The following is a 15,585-nucleotide window of genomic DNA, read 5'->3' as shown; positions in this document are numbered from 1 at the left end:
GCCTGGTTCTTGCTCGCGAAAAACTCACAGGCGCCGCGTTCATTCAGCAAGCACGCGTTATCGTTGACGTTTTTCGCGAGCAAGCTCGCTCCTACAGAGGGCAATGTACGCGCTTGAAGTACGGTGAATCAGTCGGTCAGGCGCTCTGCCAGCACCGCAATATGCTCCGGCCCGATGCCGCAGCAGCCGCCCAAATGGCTGGCGCCACGCGCTTTCCAATCAGCCGCCCAATGCAGGTAACCCGGCGGGTCGAGATCTTCGCGCAACGGGTCCAGACCATCGTTGGCCGTGGCTTCCTTGGGTTGCGGCGGGAAAGCGTTGGCGTAGGCGCCGATCTGGATCGCTACGCCCAATCGCTCGAAGGTTTCACGCGCTGCATCGATCGCCGTGCCGATCACCTCCGGCTGGCTGCAGTTGAACAACAACACCTGCACACCCAACTGCGCCGCCGCCTCGGCCGCTTGCGCCACCGGCTCGCCGGAGCGCAGCCGCGGCACGTCGTCGGTGTCTTCGTCTTTCAAGGTAAACGACAGCCAGAACGGTTTGCCGTCCTGCGGCAGGCCGGCCTGAATGGCTCGCGCTTCCGCGATCGAGCTCTGGGTTTCCGCCAGCCACAGGTCGACATGAGGTGCCAGGCCCTGCACCAGCGGTGTCAGCAACTCGCTGACCCGCTCCGGCAGGAACAAGTCGGGCCGATACGAGCCAAACAACGGCGGCAATGAGCCGGCTACGCGCACCGCTTTGCCCGACGCCTGTACCGCCCGTCGCGCCAACTCACCGGCCAAGGCGGCCAGCGCCCGGCCTTCGGCAGCGAAGCGCGCTTCGCCAATATGAAATGGCACCACCGCGTAGCTATTGCTGGTGATCACGTCGGCACCGCTGTCGATATAGGCCGCGTGCACTGCCTCCACCGCTTGTGGCGCTTCGCTCAAGGCCAGTGCCGACCACTCCGGCTGGCGGAACGGCGCCCCACGGCGTTGCAGTTCACGGCCCATGCCACCATCGAGAATTACTGTGCTTGCTGCGCCCATATGCTTTTTACTCATATACTTATGAAAATAACTCACTATGAGAGTCGTTCTTATAACTATTTAATGCGTACCGTTCGGTTAATAACAACCTCTTTTTTATTCAGGTGTTCGATTTTGAAATTCAGACCGCTGTTGGCCCTGGGCCTGACGATGTTGGCTGCTTCCACCCAAGCCTTTGGCGGTGCCACGCTGGATCGTATCGAGCAGAAAAAGGAACTGGTCGGCGTGCTGATGGAAAGCTACCCGCCGTTTTCATTCCTCAACGAGCAGAACCAACTCGACGGTTTCGATGTGGATGTAGCCAAGGCCGTGGCGCAAAAGCTTGGTGTGAAGCTGCGCCTGGAAACGCCCTCCTGGGACGTTATTGCCGCCGGCCGCTGGAGCGGGCGCTATGACATATGCATCTGCTCGATGACCCCGAGCAAGGCGCGCGCCGAGGTGTTCGACTTCCCGGTGCAGTACTACGCCTCGCCCGCGGTGATCGTGGTCAACGCCAAGGATGATCGCATCCATGAAGCCAAGGACCTGAGCGGCAAGAAAGTCGGGCTCACCAGCGCTTCCAGCTACGAGAGTTACCTGAACAAGAACCTGGTGATCGAAGGCGCCGAAGACACGCAGTTGCAGTACCCGTTCGAGGATGTGCAGATCGCCCCGTACGACACCGACAACGTGGCCTTCCAGGACCTGGGCCTGGGCGCCGGCGTGCGTCTGGATGCGATCCTCACCAACCTGGTCACCGCGCAGCCACGCCTGACCCAGGACAAGCGCTTCAAGCTGGCCGGCGCACCCCTGTATTCAGAGCCCAACTCGGTGGCCATCGAGAAAGGCGACGCGCAGTGGGACAACAAAGTGCGTGAGGTCTTCGCCCAGCTCAAACAGGACGGCACCTTGAGCAAGCTGTCGCAAAAATGGATCGGCGCCGACATCAGCCAATGAGTTTTCGCATACGGCTTTACCTGACCTGGGCGGCGCTGTTTGCCCTGTTTGCCAGTTTCTTCCTGAGCTTTGACCTGAAGTTCTCGATCATCCTCGACAAGCTGCCCAACCTGGTCGGCCTGCACCTTGCGCCCAACGGCTTCCTGCAAGGTGCGGCGCTGACGTTGTTCCTGTGCCTGTGCGCGATGCTTGCGTCATCGGTGCTGGGCTTTATTACCGCCTTGGGGCGCCTGTCGAAAAGCGCGGTGGCGTTTGGCATTGCCAGTTTCTACGCCTCGTTCTTTCGTGGCACGCCGCTGCTGATCCAGATCCTGCTGATTTACCTGGGCCTGCCGCAACTGGGCCTGGTGCCAGGCGCCATCGTCGCCGGGATCATCGCGTTGTCGCTGAACTATGGCGCCTACCTGAGCGAGATTTTTCGCGCCGGTATCCTTGGCGTGCCCCATGGTCAACGCGAGGCCGCGCTGGCCTTGGGTATGCGTGACAGGGAAATCTTCTGGCACGTCACCCTGCCCCAGGCCATGCGCACCATCATCCCGCCGGCCACCAACCAATTCATCTCGATGCTCAAGGATTCGTCGCTGGTCTCGGTAATGGGCGTGTGGGAAGTGATGTTCCTGGCGCAGTCCTATGGCCGCTCCAGCTACCGCTATATCGAGATGCTCACCACGGCGGCGATCATTTACTGGGTACTGTCACTGGGACTGGAGCTGATCCAGGCGCGCATGGAGCGGCATTTCGGCAAGGGGTATGCACGGCGCAGCTAAAGCGCAGATGGGCTTTTTATCGCGCCGGACTAAAGACAACTCCCGCAAACCAGCGGTCAATGGCCTGACAGTTATCCTCCTGCACCCTCGCTACATTCCCGGCCTCATTCATCAGAGGTCGGGAATTCATGCCCTTTACACCGCAAAGAATCGCAGCATTGATCAGCCTTGCAATTGCCGTCAGTGTGCAACCGGCACACGCACGCGGCGATATTGAATACAGGCCTTACCAACCCTATGACTTGATCGACGCGCAGTGGGCCTTCGAAGATGAATTCGATACGCCGCCAACCCCTGGGCCCTACGCCGGCTACCTTATTGGCCAAGCCTCCACCTACAACGGCGTGCAAGTGGCCAAGGTGCTGGAGCCCGCGCTGCTTGAACTGCTGAGTTCCGGCGAATTGACCTCGGAGGAGCTCAAGGAGCTGCAAAAAGTAAATGACGCACTCGCCGCACAACCCGGCGGGATCGGCGCAGCCCTGGAACAATTGGCCGGCAGCCAAAACGCCAACCTGCTCAGCGCCACTCACGCTGTCACCAGCCACACCAGCAGCCAGTTGCTCTCGTCCCTGCGTAACCTGCCCGACGACGACAAGGGTCGCTTCTGGGTGCAAGGCTTGAGTCACGGCGGCCAGCTGGACCAACGAAGCGGCAGCGCCGGCCTGAAGCACGCAACCCTGGGCCTGATGCTGGGCGCCGACTGGGCAGTGGATAACGCCTGGCGCGTGGGTGTGATGGGGGCAAAATCCACCAGTGACCTGAAGGCGCCACGCTTCTGCGCCGAACTGGACAGCTTGCATTTGGGCGCATACGCAGTGCGCCAGGACGGCCCGCTGGCCGTGCGTCTGGGGGCGATCTACGGCACCCATGCCGGGACCAACCGGCGCAACGTCAACCTGCTCAATTACAAGGACTCGCTCAAGTCCAGTTACGATGCCCAAAGCCAAACGCTGTTCTCCGAGCTGGGCTATCAGTTGGGCAGCCAGGACCTGTACATCGAGCCTTTCGCCGGCCTCGGCTACCAGCGTCACCACCGCGACAGTTTCAAGGAAAGTGGCGGCCTGACCGCACTGAACGTCGGGGCGCAAACCCAGCAGAACCTTAACAGCACCGTTGGCCTGCGCCTGGCGACGGTGTACAGGTTCGATGATCAGGTCAGCCTCAGGCCTCACCTCAGCGCCGGCTGGAAACACCTCTACGGCGAGGTTGATAGCCAGGTGCGCCAAACCTATCGCAATACGCCCGTAGCGCTTGATGGCTTCACCATTACCGGCACGTCCCTGGACCGCAATAGCCTGGACGTGAAAGCCGGTCTGGACCTGGCATTGTCCAACCAGCACACACTGGGCCTGGCCTACAGCGGTCGAGCCGGTACCCATAGCCGCGATCACGGCATGACAGGGCAATGGACGATGAGTTTCTAATCTGACCTGCGATCCAAAGCCTCAATTGCAGGCAAAAAAAAGGAGGGCACCTGCCCCCCCGAGGATTAAGCGGTAGTGTCGAAGGCTGTCGCTCAGCCTTCGATCTCAATGAGGATTTCACCCGGGTTGACCCGGTCGCCCTTGACCACATGAACAGCGGTCACCTTGCCGGCAATGGCTGCCTGCACTTCGGTTTCCATCTTCATGGCTTCGGTAATCAATACAGCCTGGCCGGCCTTGACCACATCGCCTTCCTTGACCAGCACGTCGACGATATTGCCCGGCATTGCCGTGCTGACATGGCCGGGTTCGGTGGCGTGCTTGCGCTTGCTGCCGCCGCTGCTGACGAACTCGTTGAGCGGCTCGAACACCACTTCTTCCGGCATACCGTCAATGGACAGGTAGAAGTGGCGCTTGCCTTCAGCTTTCACGCCGACACCGGTGATGTCCACGCGGTAGCTTTCGCCGTGTACGTCGATGACGAACTCGGTCGGCACACCTTCGCCACCGGCACGAGCCACGCCGCCCGCTTCCGGGATCGGCAATAGCACTTCAGGAGCCAAGGTGCCGGCGTCGCGCTCTTCGAGAAACTTGCGCCCGATATCCGGGAACATGGCGTAGGTCAGCACGTCCTCTTCGGACTTGGCCAATGCGCCGATTTCACCGCGCAGTTTGGTCATTTCCGGCTTGAGCAAATCCGCCGGGCGCACGTCGATGACGTCTTCGCTGCCGATGGCCTGACGGCGCAGCTTTTCGTTCACCGTACCCGGCGCCTTGCCGTAGCCGCCTTGCAGGTAGAGCTTCACTTCGTTGGTGATGGTCTTGTAGCGTTCACCGGCCAGGACGTTGAAGAACGCCTGGGTGCCGACGATCTGCGACGTCGGGGTCACCAGCGGCGGGAAGCCGAGGTCTTCACGGACTCGCGGGATCTCGGCGAGCACTTCGTTCATGCGGTTGAGCGCACCCTGCTCTTTCAACTGGTTGGCCAGGTTGGAGATCATCCCGCCCGGTACCTGGTTGACTTGCACACGGGTGTCGACCGCGGTGAATTCGCTTTCAAACTGGTGGTACTTCTTGCGTACGGCGTAGAAGTACAGGCCAATTTCCTGCAACAGTTCCAGGTCCAGACCGGTGTCGAACTCGCTGCCTTTGAGGGCGGCGACCATCGACTCGGTGCCCGGGTGGCTGGTGCCCCAGGCGAAGCTGGAGATGGCGGTGTCGATATGGTCGGCACCATTTTCGATGGCCTTGAGTTGGCACATCGCGGCCAGGCCAGCGGTGTCGTGGGAGTGGATGAAGATCGGCAGGTTCTGCTCCGCCTTGAGCGCCTTGACCAGTTCGCCAGTGGCGTAGGGGGTCAGCAGGCCGGCCATGTCCTTGATCGCGATAGAGTCGCAACCCATGGACTCCAATTGCTTGGCCTGGGCCACGAATGCATCGACGGTGTGCACCGGGCTGGTGGTGTAGGCAATGGTGCCCTGGGCATGTTTGCCGGCGGCTTTGACCGCTTCGATGGCTACGCGCAGGTTACGCACGTCGTTCATGGCGTCGAAGATGCGGAACACATCGATACCGTTGACGGCGGCCTTGGCCACGAACGCTTTGACCACATCGTCGCTGTAATGGCGGTAACCCAGCAGGTTCTGGCCGCGCAGCAGCATTTGCAGGCGCGTGTTGGGCAACGCCGCGCGCAGTTTGCGCAGGCGCTCCCAGGGGTCTTCTTTCAGGAAGCGCACGCAGGCGTCGAACGTCGCGCCGCCCCAGACTTCCAGGGACCAGTAGCCGACTTTGTCGAGCTTGTCGCAGATCGGCAGCATGTCATCGGTGCGCATCCGGGTGGCCAGCAACGATTGGTGGGCGTCGCGCAGGATGGTGTCGGTTACGAAGATCTTCTTGCTCATTGTTATATTCCTCACAGGCCTGCGTGGGCGGCGATGGCGGCGGCGATGGCCAGGGCCAGCTCTTCGGGTTTGCGCTTGATCGAGTAGTTGGTCAGCTCAGGATGGCTTTCCACAAAGCTTGTATTGAACTGGCCGCTACGGAATTCCGGGTTGCGCAGGATTTCCTGGTAGTAGGCGGCGGTGGTCTTCACGCCTTGCAGGCGCATGTCGTCCAGGGCACGCAGGCCGCGGTCCATGGCTTCTTCCCAGGTCAACGCCCACACCACCAGTTTCAGGCACATGGAGTCGTAGAACGGCGGGATGGTGTAACCGGTGTAGATCGCCGTATCGGTACGCACGCCGGGGCCGCCAGGGGCGTAGTAACGGGTAATCTTGCCGAAGCTTGGGAGGAAGTTGTTCTTCGGGTCTTCGGCGTTGATGCGAAACTGCAACGCGAATCCACGGTGCTGGATGTCTTCCTGCTTCACCGACAGCGGCAGGCCGGAGGCGATGCGGATCTGTTCGCGGACGATGTCGATCCCGGTGATTTCTTCGGTGATGGTGTGTTCCACCTGCACCCGGGTGTTCATCTCCATGAAATACACCTCGCCTTCGGCGAGCAGGAACTCCACGGTACCGGCGTTCTCGTAGCCCACGGCCTTGGCGGCACGCACTGACAGGTCGCCAATGTAGGCACGCTGCTCAGGGGTCAGCTGGGGGCTGGGGGCAATTTCGATCAGCTTCTGGTTGCGACGCTGGATCGAGCAGTCGCGCTCGAACAGGTGCACCACGTTGCCGAAGCTGTCACCGAGGATCTGCGCTTCGATGTGCTTGGGATTGACGATGCATTTTTCCAGGAACACTTCCGCCGAGCCGAACGCCTTGGTGGCCTCGGAAATGACACGGGGGAAGGCTTGCTCAAGTTCTTCGCGACTGTTGCAACGACGGATACCGCGCCCGCCACCACCAGAAGTGGCCTTGAGCATCACCGGGTAACCAATGCGGTCGCCTTCGGTCAGCGCCTCGTGGATATCCGCGACGTTGCCTTCGGTGCCGGGGGTGACCGGCACGCCGGCCTTGATCATGCTGCGGCGCGCTTCGGTCTTGTCGCCCATGCGGCGGATCACTTCGGCCGAAGGGCCAATGAATTTGATGCCGCGTTCGGCGCAGATGTCCGCCAGTTCAGCATTTTCCGACAAGAAACCGTAGCCGGGGTGCAGCGCGTCGCAACCGGTTTCCACCGCCAGGTTCACCAGCTTGCGCGGGTTGAGGTAGCCGGCCAGGGGCTCGGCACCAATGCTGTGGGCTTCGTCGGCACGTTTGACGTGCAACGCGTGGCGGTCGGCGTCCGAGTAAACCGCGACCGAGCGAATGCCCATCTCGGCGCAGGCACGCACGATTCGTACGGCAATTTCACCACGGTTGGCGATCAGGATCTTTTTTATCACTTGGAAATTCCCTTGAGCCGATTGCTGCGTTCTTCGACCCGTTTGAGGCGGGTCGGCGCGTGACCAAATGTTTCATGACAGTCGCGAGACACACACTAAGCCCGCCAAGGGATTAACAAAAATCAATAATTATTGGGTCACGCATAAGTAAAGACTTATAGTTGATGCCTGCGCCGGGGCCGAGAGGGGATAAAGAATGCGTAAGTCATTGATGCGGCTTACATTGCGGCAATTACAGATCTTTCATGAGGTGTGCGATTTGCGCTCCTACAGCCGTGCCGCCGAGGAAATGTCCCTGACACAGCCGGCCGTCAGCCTGCAAATCCGCCAGCTGGAAGAACTGATCGGCCAGCCGCTGTTCGATTACGTCGGCAAGAAGCTCTACATGACCGAGGCCGCTGAAGCGCTGCAACGGGCCAGTCGCGATATTTTTGGGCGCCTGGAAAACCTCGATATGCAGCTATCGGATATGCAGGGCTCACTTCAGGGCCAACTGAAACTGGCGGTGGAATCGAGCGCCAAGTACTTCGTGCCGCACCTGTTTGCAGCCTTCAAGCGCCAGCATCCGGAAGTGCAACTGCACTTGACCGTGGTCAATCGTGCCCAGGTCATTCGCAGGCTTTCAGACAACCGCGATGACTTGGTGATCATGTCCATGGTGCCCCAGGACATGGGCCTGGAATTCCTGCCATTTCTCAACAACCCGATTGTCGCCGCGGCGCTGCCGGATCATCCGTTAAGCCTGCAAGGGCCGCTGCGCCTGCAAGACCTGGAGCCTTACACGCTGCTTATCCGCGAACCGGGTTCCGGCACGCGGCTGGCGTGCGAAGAGTACTTCAAGGAAAAACGTGTGCACTTCACCCAGACCATGGAAGTGGCCTCGGCCGAGGCGCAACGAGAGTGCGTGGTCGCAGGTTTGGGCGTGGCGCTGCTGACGCGTCACGCCTTGAACCTGGAACTGGCCACCGGCGGGCTCAAGGAGCTGCCGGTAGAAGAACTGCCGCTGTACCGCAGTTGGTGCCTGGTGCAGGCCAAGGCTAAACGCCTGTCACCGGTGGCCCATGCGTTCCTGGGCTTTATCCGCAGCGAACGGGTACAGATCAGCGCGCTGGCTGAGCGTTTCGCTGGGCAGCCACGGGCGCCTGCCAATGCAGTTCCGGGTAGTCACTGATGCTCTGGAGCAACTGGCGCTCTTGGCAACGGTCTTCGATGGCGCGACGGAACGCCATGCGGCGCTGGTCTTCCTGCTGACGACGGGTCTTGACGGTGCTGTTGCTGTCTTCATAGTGCCGAGTCATGTGGAGTCTCCCAATGCGAGTACGGGGGAGTACAGGATGGGCGCGACGGATGACGGGGGGATGACAGCCTCATGAAGATTCTGGATGCATGGAGAATCTAATGTGGGAGGGGGCTTGCTCCCGATAGCGGAGTTTCAGTCACAGATTCATTGACTGACCTACTGCTATCGGGAGCAAGCCCCCTCCCACATTGAGTTCTGTGTGCAGGTATTTAGTCGTCGAGGGCTTTGACGGACTTGGGTGACAACCGCAGGCTACGCAAGCTGCGCTTCACACTCTTGAGGTGGTTGACCAGGCTCGGGCCGCGAGCCATGGCCACGCCCATCGCCAACACGTCGATCACCACCAGGTGGGCAATACGCGAGGTCAGCGGTGTGTAGATTTCGGTGTCTTCATGCACGTCGATCGCCAGGTTCACCGTGGACAGCTCCGCCAATGGCGTCTGGCTCGGGCACAGGGTGATCAGCGAAGCGCCGCTTTCACGCACCAGGTTGGCGGTGATCAGCAGGTCCTTGGAGCGACCTGACTGGGAGATGCAGATGGCCACGTCAGTGGGCTTTAAGGTCACCGCCGACATCGCCTGCATGTGCGGATCGCTGTAGGCCGCAGCCGTCAGCAGCAGACGGAAGAATTTATGCTGGGCATCGGCAGCCACCGCGCCGGAAGCGCCAAAGCCATAAAACTCGACACGCTGGGCCTGGGACATCGCGGTCACGGCCTTTTGCAGCTCCACCGGGTCGAGCTTCTCGCGCACTTCCATCAGGGTGTGCAAGGTGGTGTCGAAAATTTTCAGGCTGTAGTCGGCGACGGAGTCGTCTTCATGGATCGCAAACTGGCCGAAGCTGGCGCCCGCAGCCAGGCTTTGCGCCAGCTTGAGTTTCAAATCCTGAAACCCGGAGCAACCAATGGCGCGGCAGAAGCGCACGATGGTCGGCTCGCTGATACCCACGCTGTGAGCCAGATCGGCCATGGAACTGTGCATCACGGCCGCAGGGTCAAGCAGCACATGATCGGCAACCTTGAGTTCCGATTTGCGTAACAGGTGGCGCGACTGGGCGATATGTTGCAACAGGTTCAAAGGACAGGACTCTTGTTATTGGCAGACGCCAGGGATGTAGCAAGCTTGTAGTTATACTACAAGAATTGTCGTTTTGCCCGTTCGATGCATCACTAAATCGCCCCGCTCCCCTCTGGTTTCAGTGGGCAGGCGCCATGTAGCCACAAAGGCGGCCGCCGCGGCATTAAGAAAAATCTGTATTTTTGCGTAACAAATCCGCCAGCCCTTCGGCCTGCATTGGTGGGCTGATCAGATAACCCTGCACTTCATCGCACTGCTCGCCGCGCAGGAAATCCAGCTGCTGCTGATCTTCCACGCCCTCAGCCACCACTTTGAGCGCCAGCCCATGGGCCATGGCAATGATCGCCCGCGTGATGGCGGCATCTTCACGCCCCTGACCGAGGCCACGAATAAAGGCCTGGTCGATCTTCACGTAATCCACCGGAATACGCTTGAGGTAACTGAGGGACGAATAACCAGTGCCGAAGTCATCGATGGCCAGCTTCACCCCCAGGTCACGCAACTGCTGGAAGGTGGCGATGATGTGCTCGACGCTGTCGAGCAGTTGGCTTTCGGTGAGCTCAAGCTCAAGGTACTGAGGGTCCAGCCCGGTCTCTTCCAGGACCTGGCGTACCAGGCTGACCAGCTTGCCCTGACGCAGTTGATGCACCGACAGGTTCACCGACACACGAATCGGCGCCAGCCCCTGGCGCTGCCACTCGCAGGCTTGCCAGCACGCCTGGCGCAGCACGAACTCACCCAACGGCACGATCAAGCCGGTTTCTTCGGCCAGGCCGATAAAGTCCCCCGGCGGCACCATGCCCCACTGCGGATGCTCCCAGCGAATCAGCGCTTCGGCAGCGTTCAACTTGCCGGTCGCCAGGCACAGTTTCGGTTGGTAGAACACGCTCAGCTGGTGCTCCTCAATCGCTTTGCGCAGATGATTTTCCAGCTGCAAACGCTCCAGGGTGCTGGCTTGCAGACTGTCGGTGTAAAACTGGAAATTGTTGCCGCCCAGATGCTTGGCGTGCTGCATGGCCATATTCGATTGGCTGACCAGGGCAGAGATTTCCCGCGCATTATCCGGCAGCAAGCTGACGCCCATGGAGGCACTGACCACCAGTTCATGCCCTTCCACCGTTACCGGTACCCGCAGCTTTGCCAACAACCGCGTCGCCACGCGCGCCAGGCTCGACAAATTGCCGTAGGCATCGAACAGCACCGCGAACTCGTCGCCGGACAAGCGCGCAATGGTGTCGGCTTCGGGCAGCGCGTTAATCAAACGCCGGGCCATTTTCTGTAACAGCTGGTCGGCCACTTCATGGCCCAGGCTGTCATTGAGCAATTTGAAACGGTCCAGGTTGATATGCAGCAGCGCCAGGCTGCGGCCGCCCTGGCGCACGCGCTGATGGGCTTCGCGCAGCCGTTCGCGAAACAGCGAACGGTTGGCCAGGCCGGTCAATTCGTCGTAGTGAGTGAGGTAGCGCATACGCTCTTCGGATTCGCGGCGTGCGGACAGATCGGCGAAAAAGCCTACGATATGACTGACATTTCCCCGAACATCGCGCACCACACTCAATTGCAGCCACTGCGGGTACAGCTCGCCGTTCTTGCGCGTTTCCACCAGTTCGCCCTGCCAGGTGCCATGGCTTTGCAGGGCCTGGCGGATCATTGGGAAGTGGCGCCGCGCATCGCGGCTGCTAGGCAGTTCCACGACATTTCGACCGAGCATGTCGTCAATGTCGAAACCGGTCACGCGGCTGAACGCCTGGTTCACGGCGATCAGCGCGTAGTTCGGATCGAGGATCACAATGCCTTCGCTGGCCGCCTCGAACACCGTCGAGGCGAGCCGTTGCTGCTCTTCCAGCGCCTTGCTGGCACTGATGTCGCGGCGCGTGCCGAGCATCCGGACCACGCGGCCATTGGGCGCACGCTCCACCGCGCGCCCACGGTCCTGGATCCACACCCAATGCCCATCGCCATGACGTATCCGGTATTCCACCTGATAATCCTCACTGCGACCTTTCAAGTGCTCCACCAGCGCGTGCTTGAGCAGTGGCAGGTCGTCGGGGTGCAGGCGCGGTTTGAGATGGCTGAGCATCGCCTTGACGTATTCAGGCTCCAGGCCGAATAGCTCCTTGAGCTGAGTGTGATGGACTTCGTCGGTTTGCAGGTTCCAGTCCCACAGGCCCAGTTCACTGGCTTGCAGGGCCATGGCCAGGCGCGCTTCGCTTGTATTGAGGGCGAGGCTGGCGGCATCCAGTTCCTGGCTGCGCTGCGCCACGCGGTCTTGCAGGCCGATTTGGGCTTCGCGCAGGTCCTGCTCGACCTGGCGGCGCTGCTCGACTTCACGCACCAGTTCCTGGTTCAACAACTCGCTGCGTTGCTGGGCCTGCTGCAGGTGCTCGATCAGGGCCTGGTTCTGGAAGCGACGCAACAGCCCGCGCTGGATCAAGCGGTTGACCTGCCACGCCACCAGGCTCAGGGACGCCAGCAGGATCAGGCCAAGCACGCCCCAACCCTGCTGCTGTGGGCTGCCATTGCAGAACAGATAGATGATGGCCGGTAACAGGCAGGGCAAGGCAAATGACAGAAAGGCCCACAGGCTCACGGCATAGGCCACACTGGCCGACAAGGTAGCGGCGCCGATCAGGCCGAACACCCAGGCCTGATGCATGAAACTGTCGGTGGGGACCAGGGCGATGGCAGCGACGGACAACGTCAGACCGCTGATCGCCGAGCCGAGCATGAACATACGCCGCCACATCGGTAGGGCCTGACGGCTGGGCATGGCCGAATCAAAAGCCGCCACCTGAATCACGCGCATCGCCACCAGGGCAAGCAGCCAGAGCAGCCACAGACTGTCGAGCAGGTAGTGCTCGGGATTCCACAGCAACCAGGCGCAGACCAGGCCATTGACCAGCATCAGCAGGGTCGGCAGCAACGAGCCTTGGTACAGCAGGCGTGTGCGCTCGACCGCCATTTCGGTTGCATAGTGTTTACGGATGACCTGCGCCGGCGCCACCGAGGGGCCAAACAGGTCAGTGCTAAGGGTCATAGGCGATGTTCTTATAATGGTGAGCCCGAAACGTCGACGGAGCATACACAAGCAAGCGCCTGGGCCAAACTGCCCCACGTCATAAAAAACCGCCTCCAATGGGCCGCAAACCTTTGGCCCAGACAGCTTGAGCAAGACGCGACGCGGGCTGCGGAGCATGACCAACCGGTCATCCCTCACGGCATAAACTTTGCCCGTTTGGTGGTACGCCGAGTGTTTTGCGTCGACCACCCGGCATTGGGATTTGCCCGAGCCCCTTTAGGCCCATAGAATGCGTCGATGCGCGATGATCTCTCTCTTTTGCTGAACTCTCTCAACGATGCCCAACGCCAGGCCGTAGCGGCCCCCGTTGGCCGTCAGTTGGTCCTGGCCGGTGCTGGCTCCGGTAAAACCCGAGTGCTGGTGCACCGTATCGCCTGGTTGATCCAGGTCGAAAACGCGTCCCCGCATTCCATCCTGTCGGTGACCTTCACCAACAAGGCCGCTGCCGAGATGCGTCATCGCATTGAGCAGTTGATGGGCATCAGCCCGGCCGGCATGTGGGTCGGCACCTTCCACGGCCTGGCGCACCGCCTGTTGCGGGCGCACTGGCAGGAAGCGGGGCTGAGCCAGACCTTCCAGATTCTCGACAGCGACGACCAGCAACGCCTGGTCAAGCGCGTGATCCGCGAACTGGGCCTGGACGAACAACGCTGGCCGGCGCGTCAGGCCCAGTGGTTTATCAACGGCCAGAAAGACGAGGGCCTGCGCCCGCAACATATCCAGGCCAGCGGCGACCTGTTCCTGGCCACCATGCGCAGCATTTATGAAGCTTACGAGGCAGCCTGCGTACGCGCCGGCGTGATCGACTTCTCCGAACTCTTGCTGCGCGCCCTTGACCTGTGGCGCGACAATCCCGGCTTGCTGGCCCATTATCAGAAGCGCTTCCGTCACATTCTGGTGGACGAGTTCCAGGACACCAACGCCGTGCAGTACGCCTGGCTGCGCCTGCTGGCCAAAGGCGGCGACAGCCTGATGGTGGTGGGCGATGACGACCAGTCGATCTACGGCTGGCGCGGCGCGAAAATCGAGAACATCTACCAGTATTCCGAAGACTTCCCGGACGCGGTGACCATCCGCCTGGAGCAGAACTACCGCTCCACCGCCGGGATCCTCAAGGCCGCCAACGCCTTGATCGCCAACAACACCGGGCGCCTGGGCAAAGAGCTGTGGACCGATGGCGGCGAAGGCGAGGCGATCAACCTGTATGCCGCGTTCAACGAACACGATGAAGCCCGCTACGTGGTGGAAACCATCGAAAGCGCGCTGAAAACCGGCCTGGCCCGCAGCGATATCGCGATTCTGTACCGTTCCAACGCCCAATCGCGGGTGCTGGAAGAAGCCTTGCTGCGCGAGCGCATCCCATACCGCATCTACGGCGGCCAGCGCTTCTTCGAACGTGCCGAAATCAAGAACGCCATGGCCTACCTGCGCTTGCTTGAAGGCCGCGGTAACGATGCGGCGCTGGAGCGGGTGATCAATATCCCGGCGCGTGGCATTGGCGAGAAAACCGTTGAAGCGATCCGCGACCATGCGCGCCATGCCGATGTGTCGATGTGGGAAGCCATGCGCTTGCTGATCGCCAACAAAGGCCTGACCGGCCGGGCTGCCGGGGCGTTGGGGGTGTTTGTCGAGCTGATCGAGAACCTGGCCGCCAAGTGCGCAGAAATGCCGCTGCACCTGATGACCCAGACCGTGATCGAACAATCCGGGCTGATTGCCTACCACGAGGCGGAAAAGGGCGAGAAGGGCCAGGCCCGGGTGGAAAACCTTGAAGAACTGGTCAGCGCCGCCCGCGCCTTTGAAAACACCGAGGAAGACGAAGAGCTGACGCCGCTTGCCGCCTTCCTGGGTCATGCGTCACTGGAAGCCGGCGATACCCAGGCCGACGAGCATGAAGACAGCATCCAGCTGATGACCCTGCACAGCGCCAAGGGCCTGGAATTCCCTTACGTGTTCCTGGTGGGCATGGAAGAAGGCCTGTTCCCCCACAAGATGAGCCTGGAAGAACCCGGCCGTCTTGAGGAAGAACGCCGCCTGGCCTACGTGGGCATTACCCGGGCGATGCAGAACCTGGTGATGACCTACGCCGAGACCCGACGCCTGTACGGCAGCGAGACCTACAACAAGGTGTCGCGTTTCGTACGTGAAGTGCCGAAGGGGTTGATTCAGGAAGTGCGCCTGTCCAACAGTGTCAGTCGCCCGTTCGGCGGCGGCCAGCAGCAGAACTCCAGCACGATGTTTGCCGGTTCCGAGATTCCTGAAACCCCGTTCAGCCTTGGCCAGCAGGTCAAACATGCGATCTTCGGCGAAGGCGTGATCCTCAACTTTGAAGGCGCCGGTGCCCAGGCTCGGGTGCAGGTGAACTTCGCCGAGGGCAGCAAGTGGCTGATGATGGGTTACGCCAAGCTCGAAGCGGTCTGAACTCCATTCCCGTAGGAGCGAGCTTGCTCGCGAAGAACGCCCAGACAATGCGTTCATCCAGAATGCCCGCATAATCGTTGACGATTTTCGCGAGCAAGCTCGCTCCTACAGGAAGATACGACTGCGCCCTTGTATTTCACGAGTGCGGGCCAATATCTGTAATTAGTCCTACAGACCCTTCGGATTTGGTCTTACGCAAAAGCCCGAAACATTATGCCGCTAG

General features: G+C 60.8%; 11 protein-coding genes. 5 read left to right on the top strand and 6 right to left on the bottom strand.

What is annotated here, in order from left to right; all coding sequences use genetic code 11:
• Nucleotides 1–128: 128 nt before the first annotated feature.
• Nucleotides 129–1,031 (bottom strand): homocysteine S-methyltransferase family protein, encoded by a 903-nt coding sequence (locus TX23_RS09065; protein ID WP_057701900.1) that lies wholly within the window; start codon nucleotides 1,029–1,031, stop codon nucleotides 129–131.
• Between the two features lie 114 nt (nucleotides 1,032–1,145).
• Here TX23_RS09065 and TX23_RS09060 point away from each other — a divergent pair, with 114 nt between their 5' ends.
• The 3 genes from TX23_RS09060 (at nucleotide 1,146) to TX23_RS09050 (ending at nucleotide 4,158) form a co-directional block, all read left to right on the top strand.
• Complete coding sequence (locus tag TX23_RS09060; protein WP_057701899.1) at nucleotides 1,146–1,967, top strand: ABC transporter substrate-binding protein; 822 nt, start codon at nucleotides 1,146–1,148, stop codon at nucleotides 1,965–1,967.
• A complete protein-coding gene (locus TX23_RS09055; RefSeq protein ID WP_057701898.1) occupies nucleotides 1,964–2,734 on the top strand; it encodes an amino acid ABC transporter permease in 771 nt (256 codons plus the stop codon). The genes TX23_RS09060 and TX23_RS09055 overlap by 4 nt, the downstream gene beginning before the upstream one ends.
• Before the next feature lie 128 nt (nucleotides 2,735–2,862).
• A complete protein-coding gene (locus tag TX23_RS09050; RefSeq protein WP_057701897.1) occupies nucleotides 2,863–4,158 on the top strand; it encodes an autotransporter outer membrane beta-barrel domain-containing protein in 1,296 nt (431 codons plus the stop codon).
• Between the two features lie 92 nt (nucleotides 4,159–4,250).
• Here TX23_RS09050 and oadA read toward each other — a convergent pair whose 3' ends face one another.
• Together oadA and TX23_RS09040 are read right to left on the bottom strand one after the other, a co-directional pair.
• Nucleotides 4,251–6,059, bottom strand: a complete 1,809-nt coding sequence (gene oadA, locus TX23_RS09045) for a sodium-extruding oxaloacetate decarboxylase subunit alpha (RefSeq protein ID WP_057701896.1) — start codon at nucleotides 6,057–6,059, stop codon at nucleotides 4,251–4,253.
• An 11-nt stretch (nucleotides 6,060–6,070) separates the two neighbouring features.
• Nucleotides 6,071–7,486 (bottom strand): acetyl-CoA carboxylase biotin carboxylase subunit, encoded by a 1,416-nt coding sequence (locus TX23_RS09040; protein ID WP_003195732.1) that lies wholly within the window; start codon nucleotides 7,484–7,486, stop codon nucleotides 6,071–6,073.
• Between the two features lie 196 nt (nucleotides 7,487–7,682).
• Between TX23_RS09040 and TX23_RS09035 the strand changes: the two genes are divergently transcribed.
• The gene (locus TX23_RS09035) at nucleotides 7,683–8,657 is read left to right on the top strand and encodes a LysR family transcriptional regulator (protein ID WP_057701895.1); all 975 of its coding nucleotides are present in this window, start codon (nucleotides 7,683–7,685) and stop codon (nucleotides 8,655–8,657) included.
• Here the strand turns inward: TX23_RS09035 and TX23_RS27015 are convergent.
• The 3 genes from TX23_RS27015 to TX23_RS09020 form a co-directional block, all read right to left on the bottom strand.
• Nucleotides 8,587–8,784 (bottom strand): PA3496 family putative envelope integrity protein, encoded by a 198-nt coding sequence (locus TX23_RS27015; RefSeq protein ID WP_082629592.1) that lies wholly within the window; start codon nucleotides 8,782–8,784, stop codon nucleotides 8,587–8,589. The two genes, TX23_RS09035 and TX23_RS27015, sit on opposite strands and share 71 nt — an antisense overlap.
• Before the next feature lie 211 nt (nucleotides 8,785–8,995).
• Complete coding sequence (gene hexR, locus TX23_RS09025; protein ID WP_003177007.1) at nucleotides 8,996–9,862, bottom strand: transcriptional regulator HexR; 867 nt, start codon at nucleotides 9,860–9,862, stop codon at nucleotides 8,996–8,998.
• Between the two features lie 163 nt (nucleotides 9,863–10,025).
• On the bottom strand, nucleotides 10,026–12,899 hold the full coding sequence (locus TX23_RS09020; protein WP_057701894.1) for an EAL domain-containing protein: 2,874 nt from the start codon (nucleotides 12,897–12,899) through the stop codon (nucleotides 10,026–10,028).
• 279 nt (nucleotides 12,900–13,178) lie between these two features.
• Here TX23_RS09020 and uvrD point away from each other — a divergent pair, with 279 nt between their 5' ends.
• Nucleotides 13,179–15,362, top strand: coding sequence for a DNA helicase II (gene uvrD / locus TX23_RS09015; protein WP_032878654.1), 2,184 nt, complete (start codon nucleotides 13,179–13,181; stop codon nucleotides 15,360–15,362).
• Nucleotides 15,363–15,585: the final 223 nt, after the last annotated feature.

This window comes from Pseudomonas paralactis (genome assembly GCF_001439735.1).
In the GTDB taxonomy this organism is placed as follows: Bacteria; Pseudomonadota; Gammaproteobacteria; order Pseudomonadales; family Pseudomonadaceae; genus Aquipseudomonas; species Aquipseudomonas paralactis.
The sequence above is the reverse complement of the archived record's forward strand: the minus strand, read 5'-3'. Positions and strand labels throughout refer to the sequence as shown.

Coding starts and splice junctions, on each gene's coding strand:
- TX23_RS09065 (WP_057701900.1), bottom strand. CDS start 1,031: ATGGGCGCAGCAAGCACAGTAATTCTCGATGGTGGCATGGGCCGTGAA.
- TX23_RS09055 (WP_057701898.1), top strand. CDS start 1,964: ATGAGTTTTCGCATACGGCTTTACCTGACCTGGGCGGCGCTGTTTGCC.
- TX23_RS09050 (WP_057701897.1), top strand. CDS start 2,863: ATGCCCTTTACACCGCAAAGAATCGCAGCATTGATCAGCCTTGCAATT.
- oadA (WP_057701896.1), bottom strand. CDS start 6,059: ATGAGCAAGAAGATCTTCGTAACCGACACCATCCTGCGCGACGCCCAC.
- TX23_RS09035 (WP_057701895.1), top strand. CDS start 7,683: ATGCGTAAGTCATTGATGCGGCTTACATTGCGGCAATTACAGATCTTT.
- TX23_RS27015 (WP_082629592.1), bottom strand. CDS start 8,784: ATGACTCGGCACTATGAAGACAGCAACAGCACCGTCAAGACCCGTCGT.
- TX23_RS09020 (WP_057701894.1), bottom strand. CDS start 12,899: ATGACCCTTAGCACTGACCTGTTTGGCCCCTCGGTGGCGCCGGCGCAG.
- uvrD (WP_032878654.1), top strand. CDS start 13,179: ATGCGCGATGATCTCTCTCTTTTGCTGAACTCTCTCAACGATGCCCAA.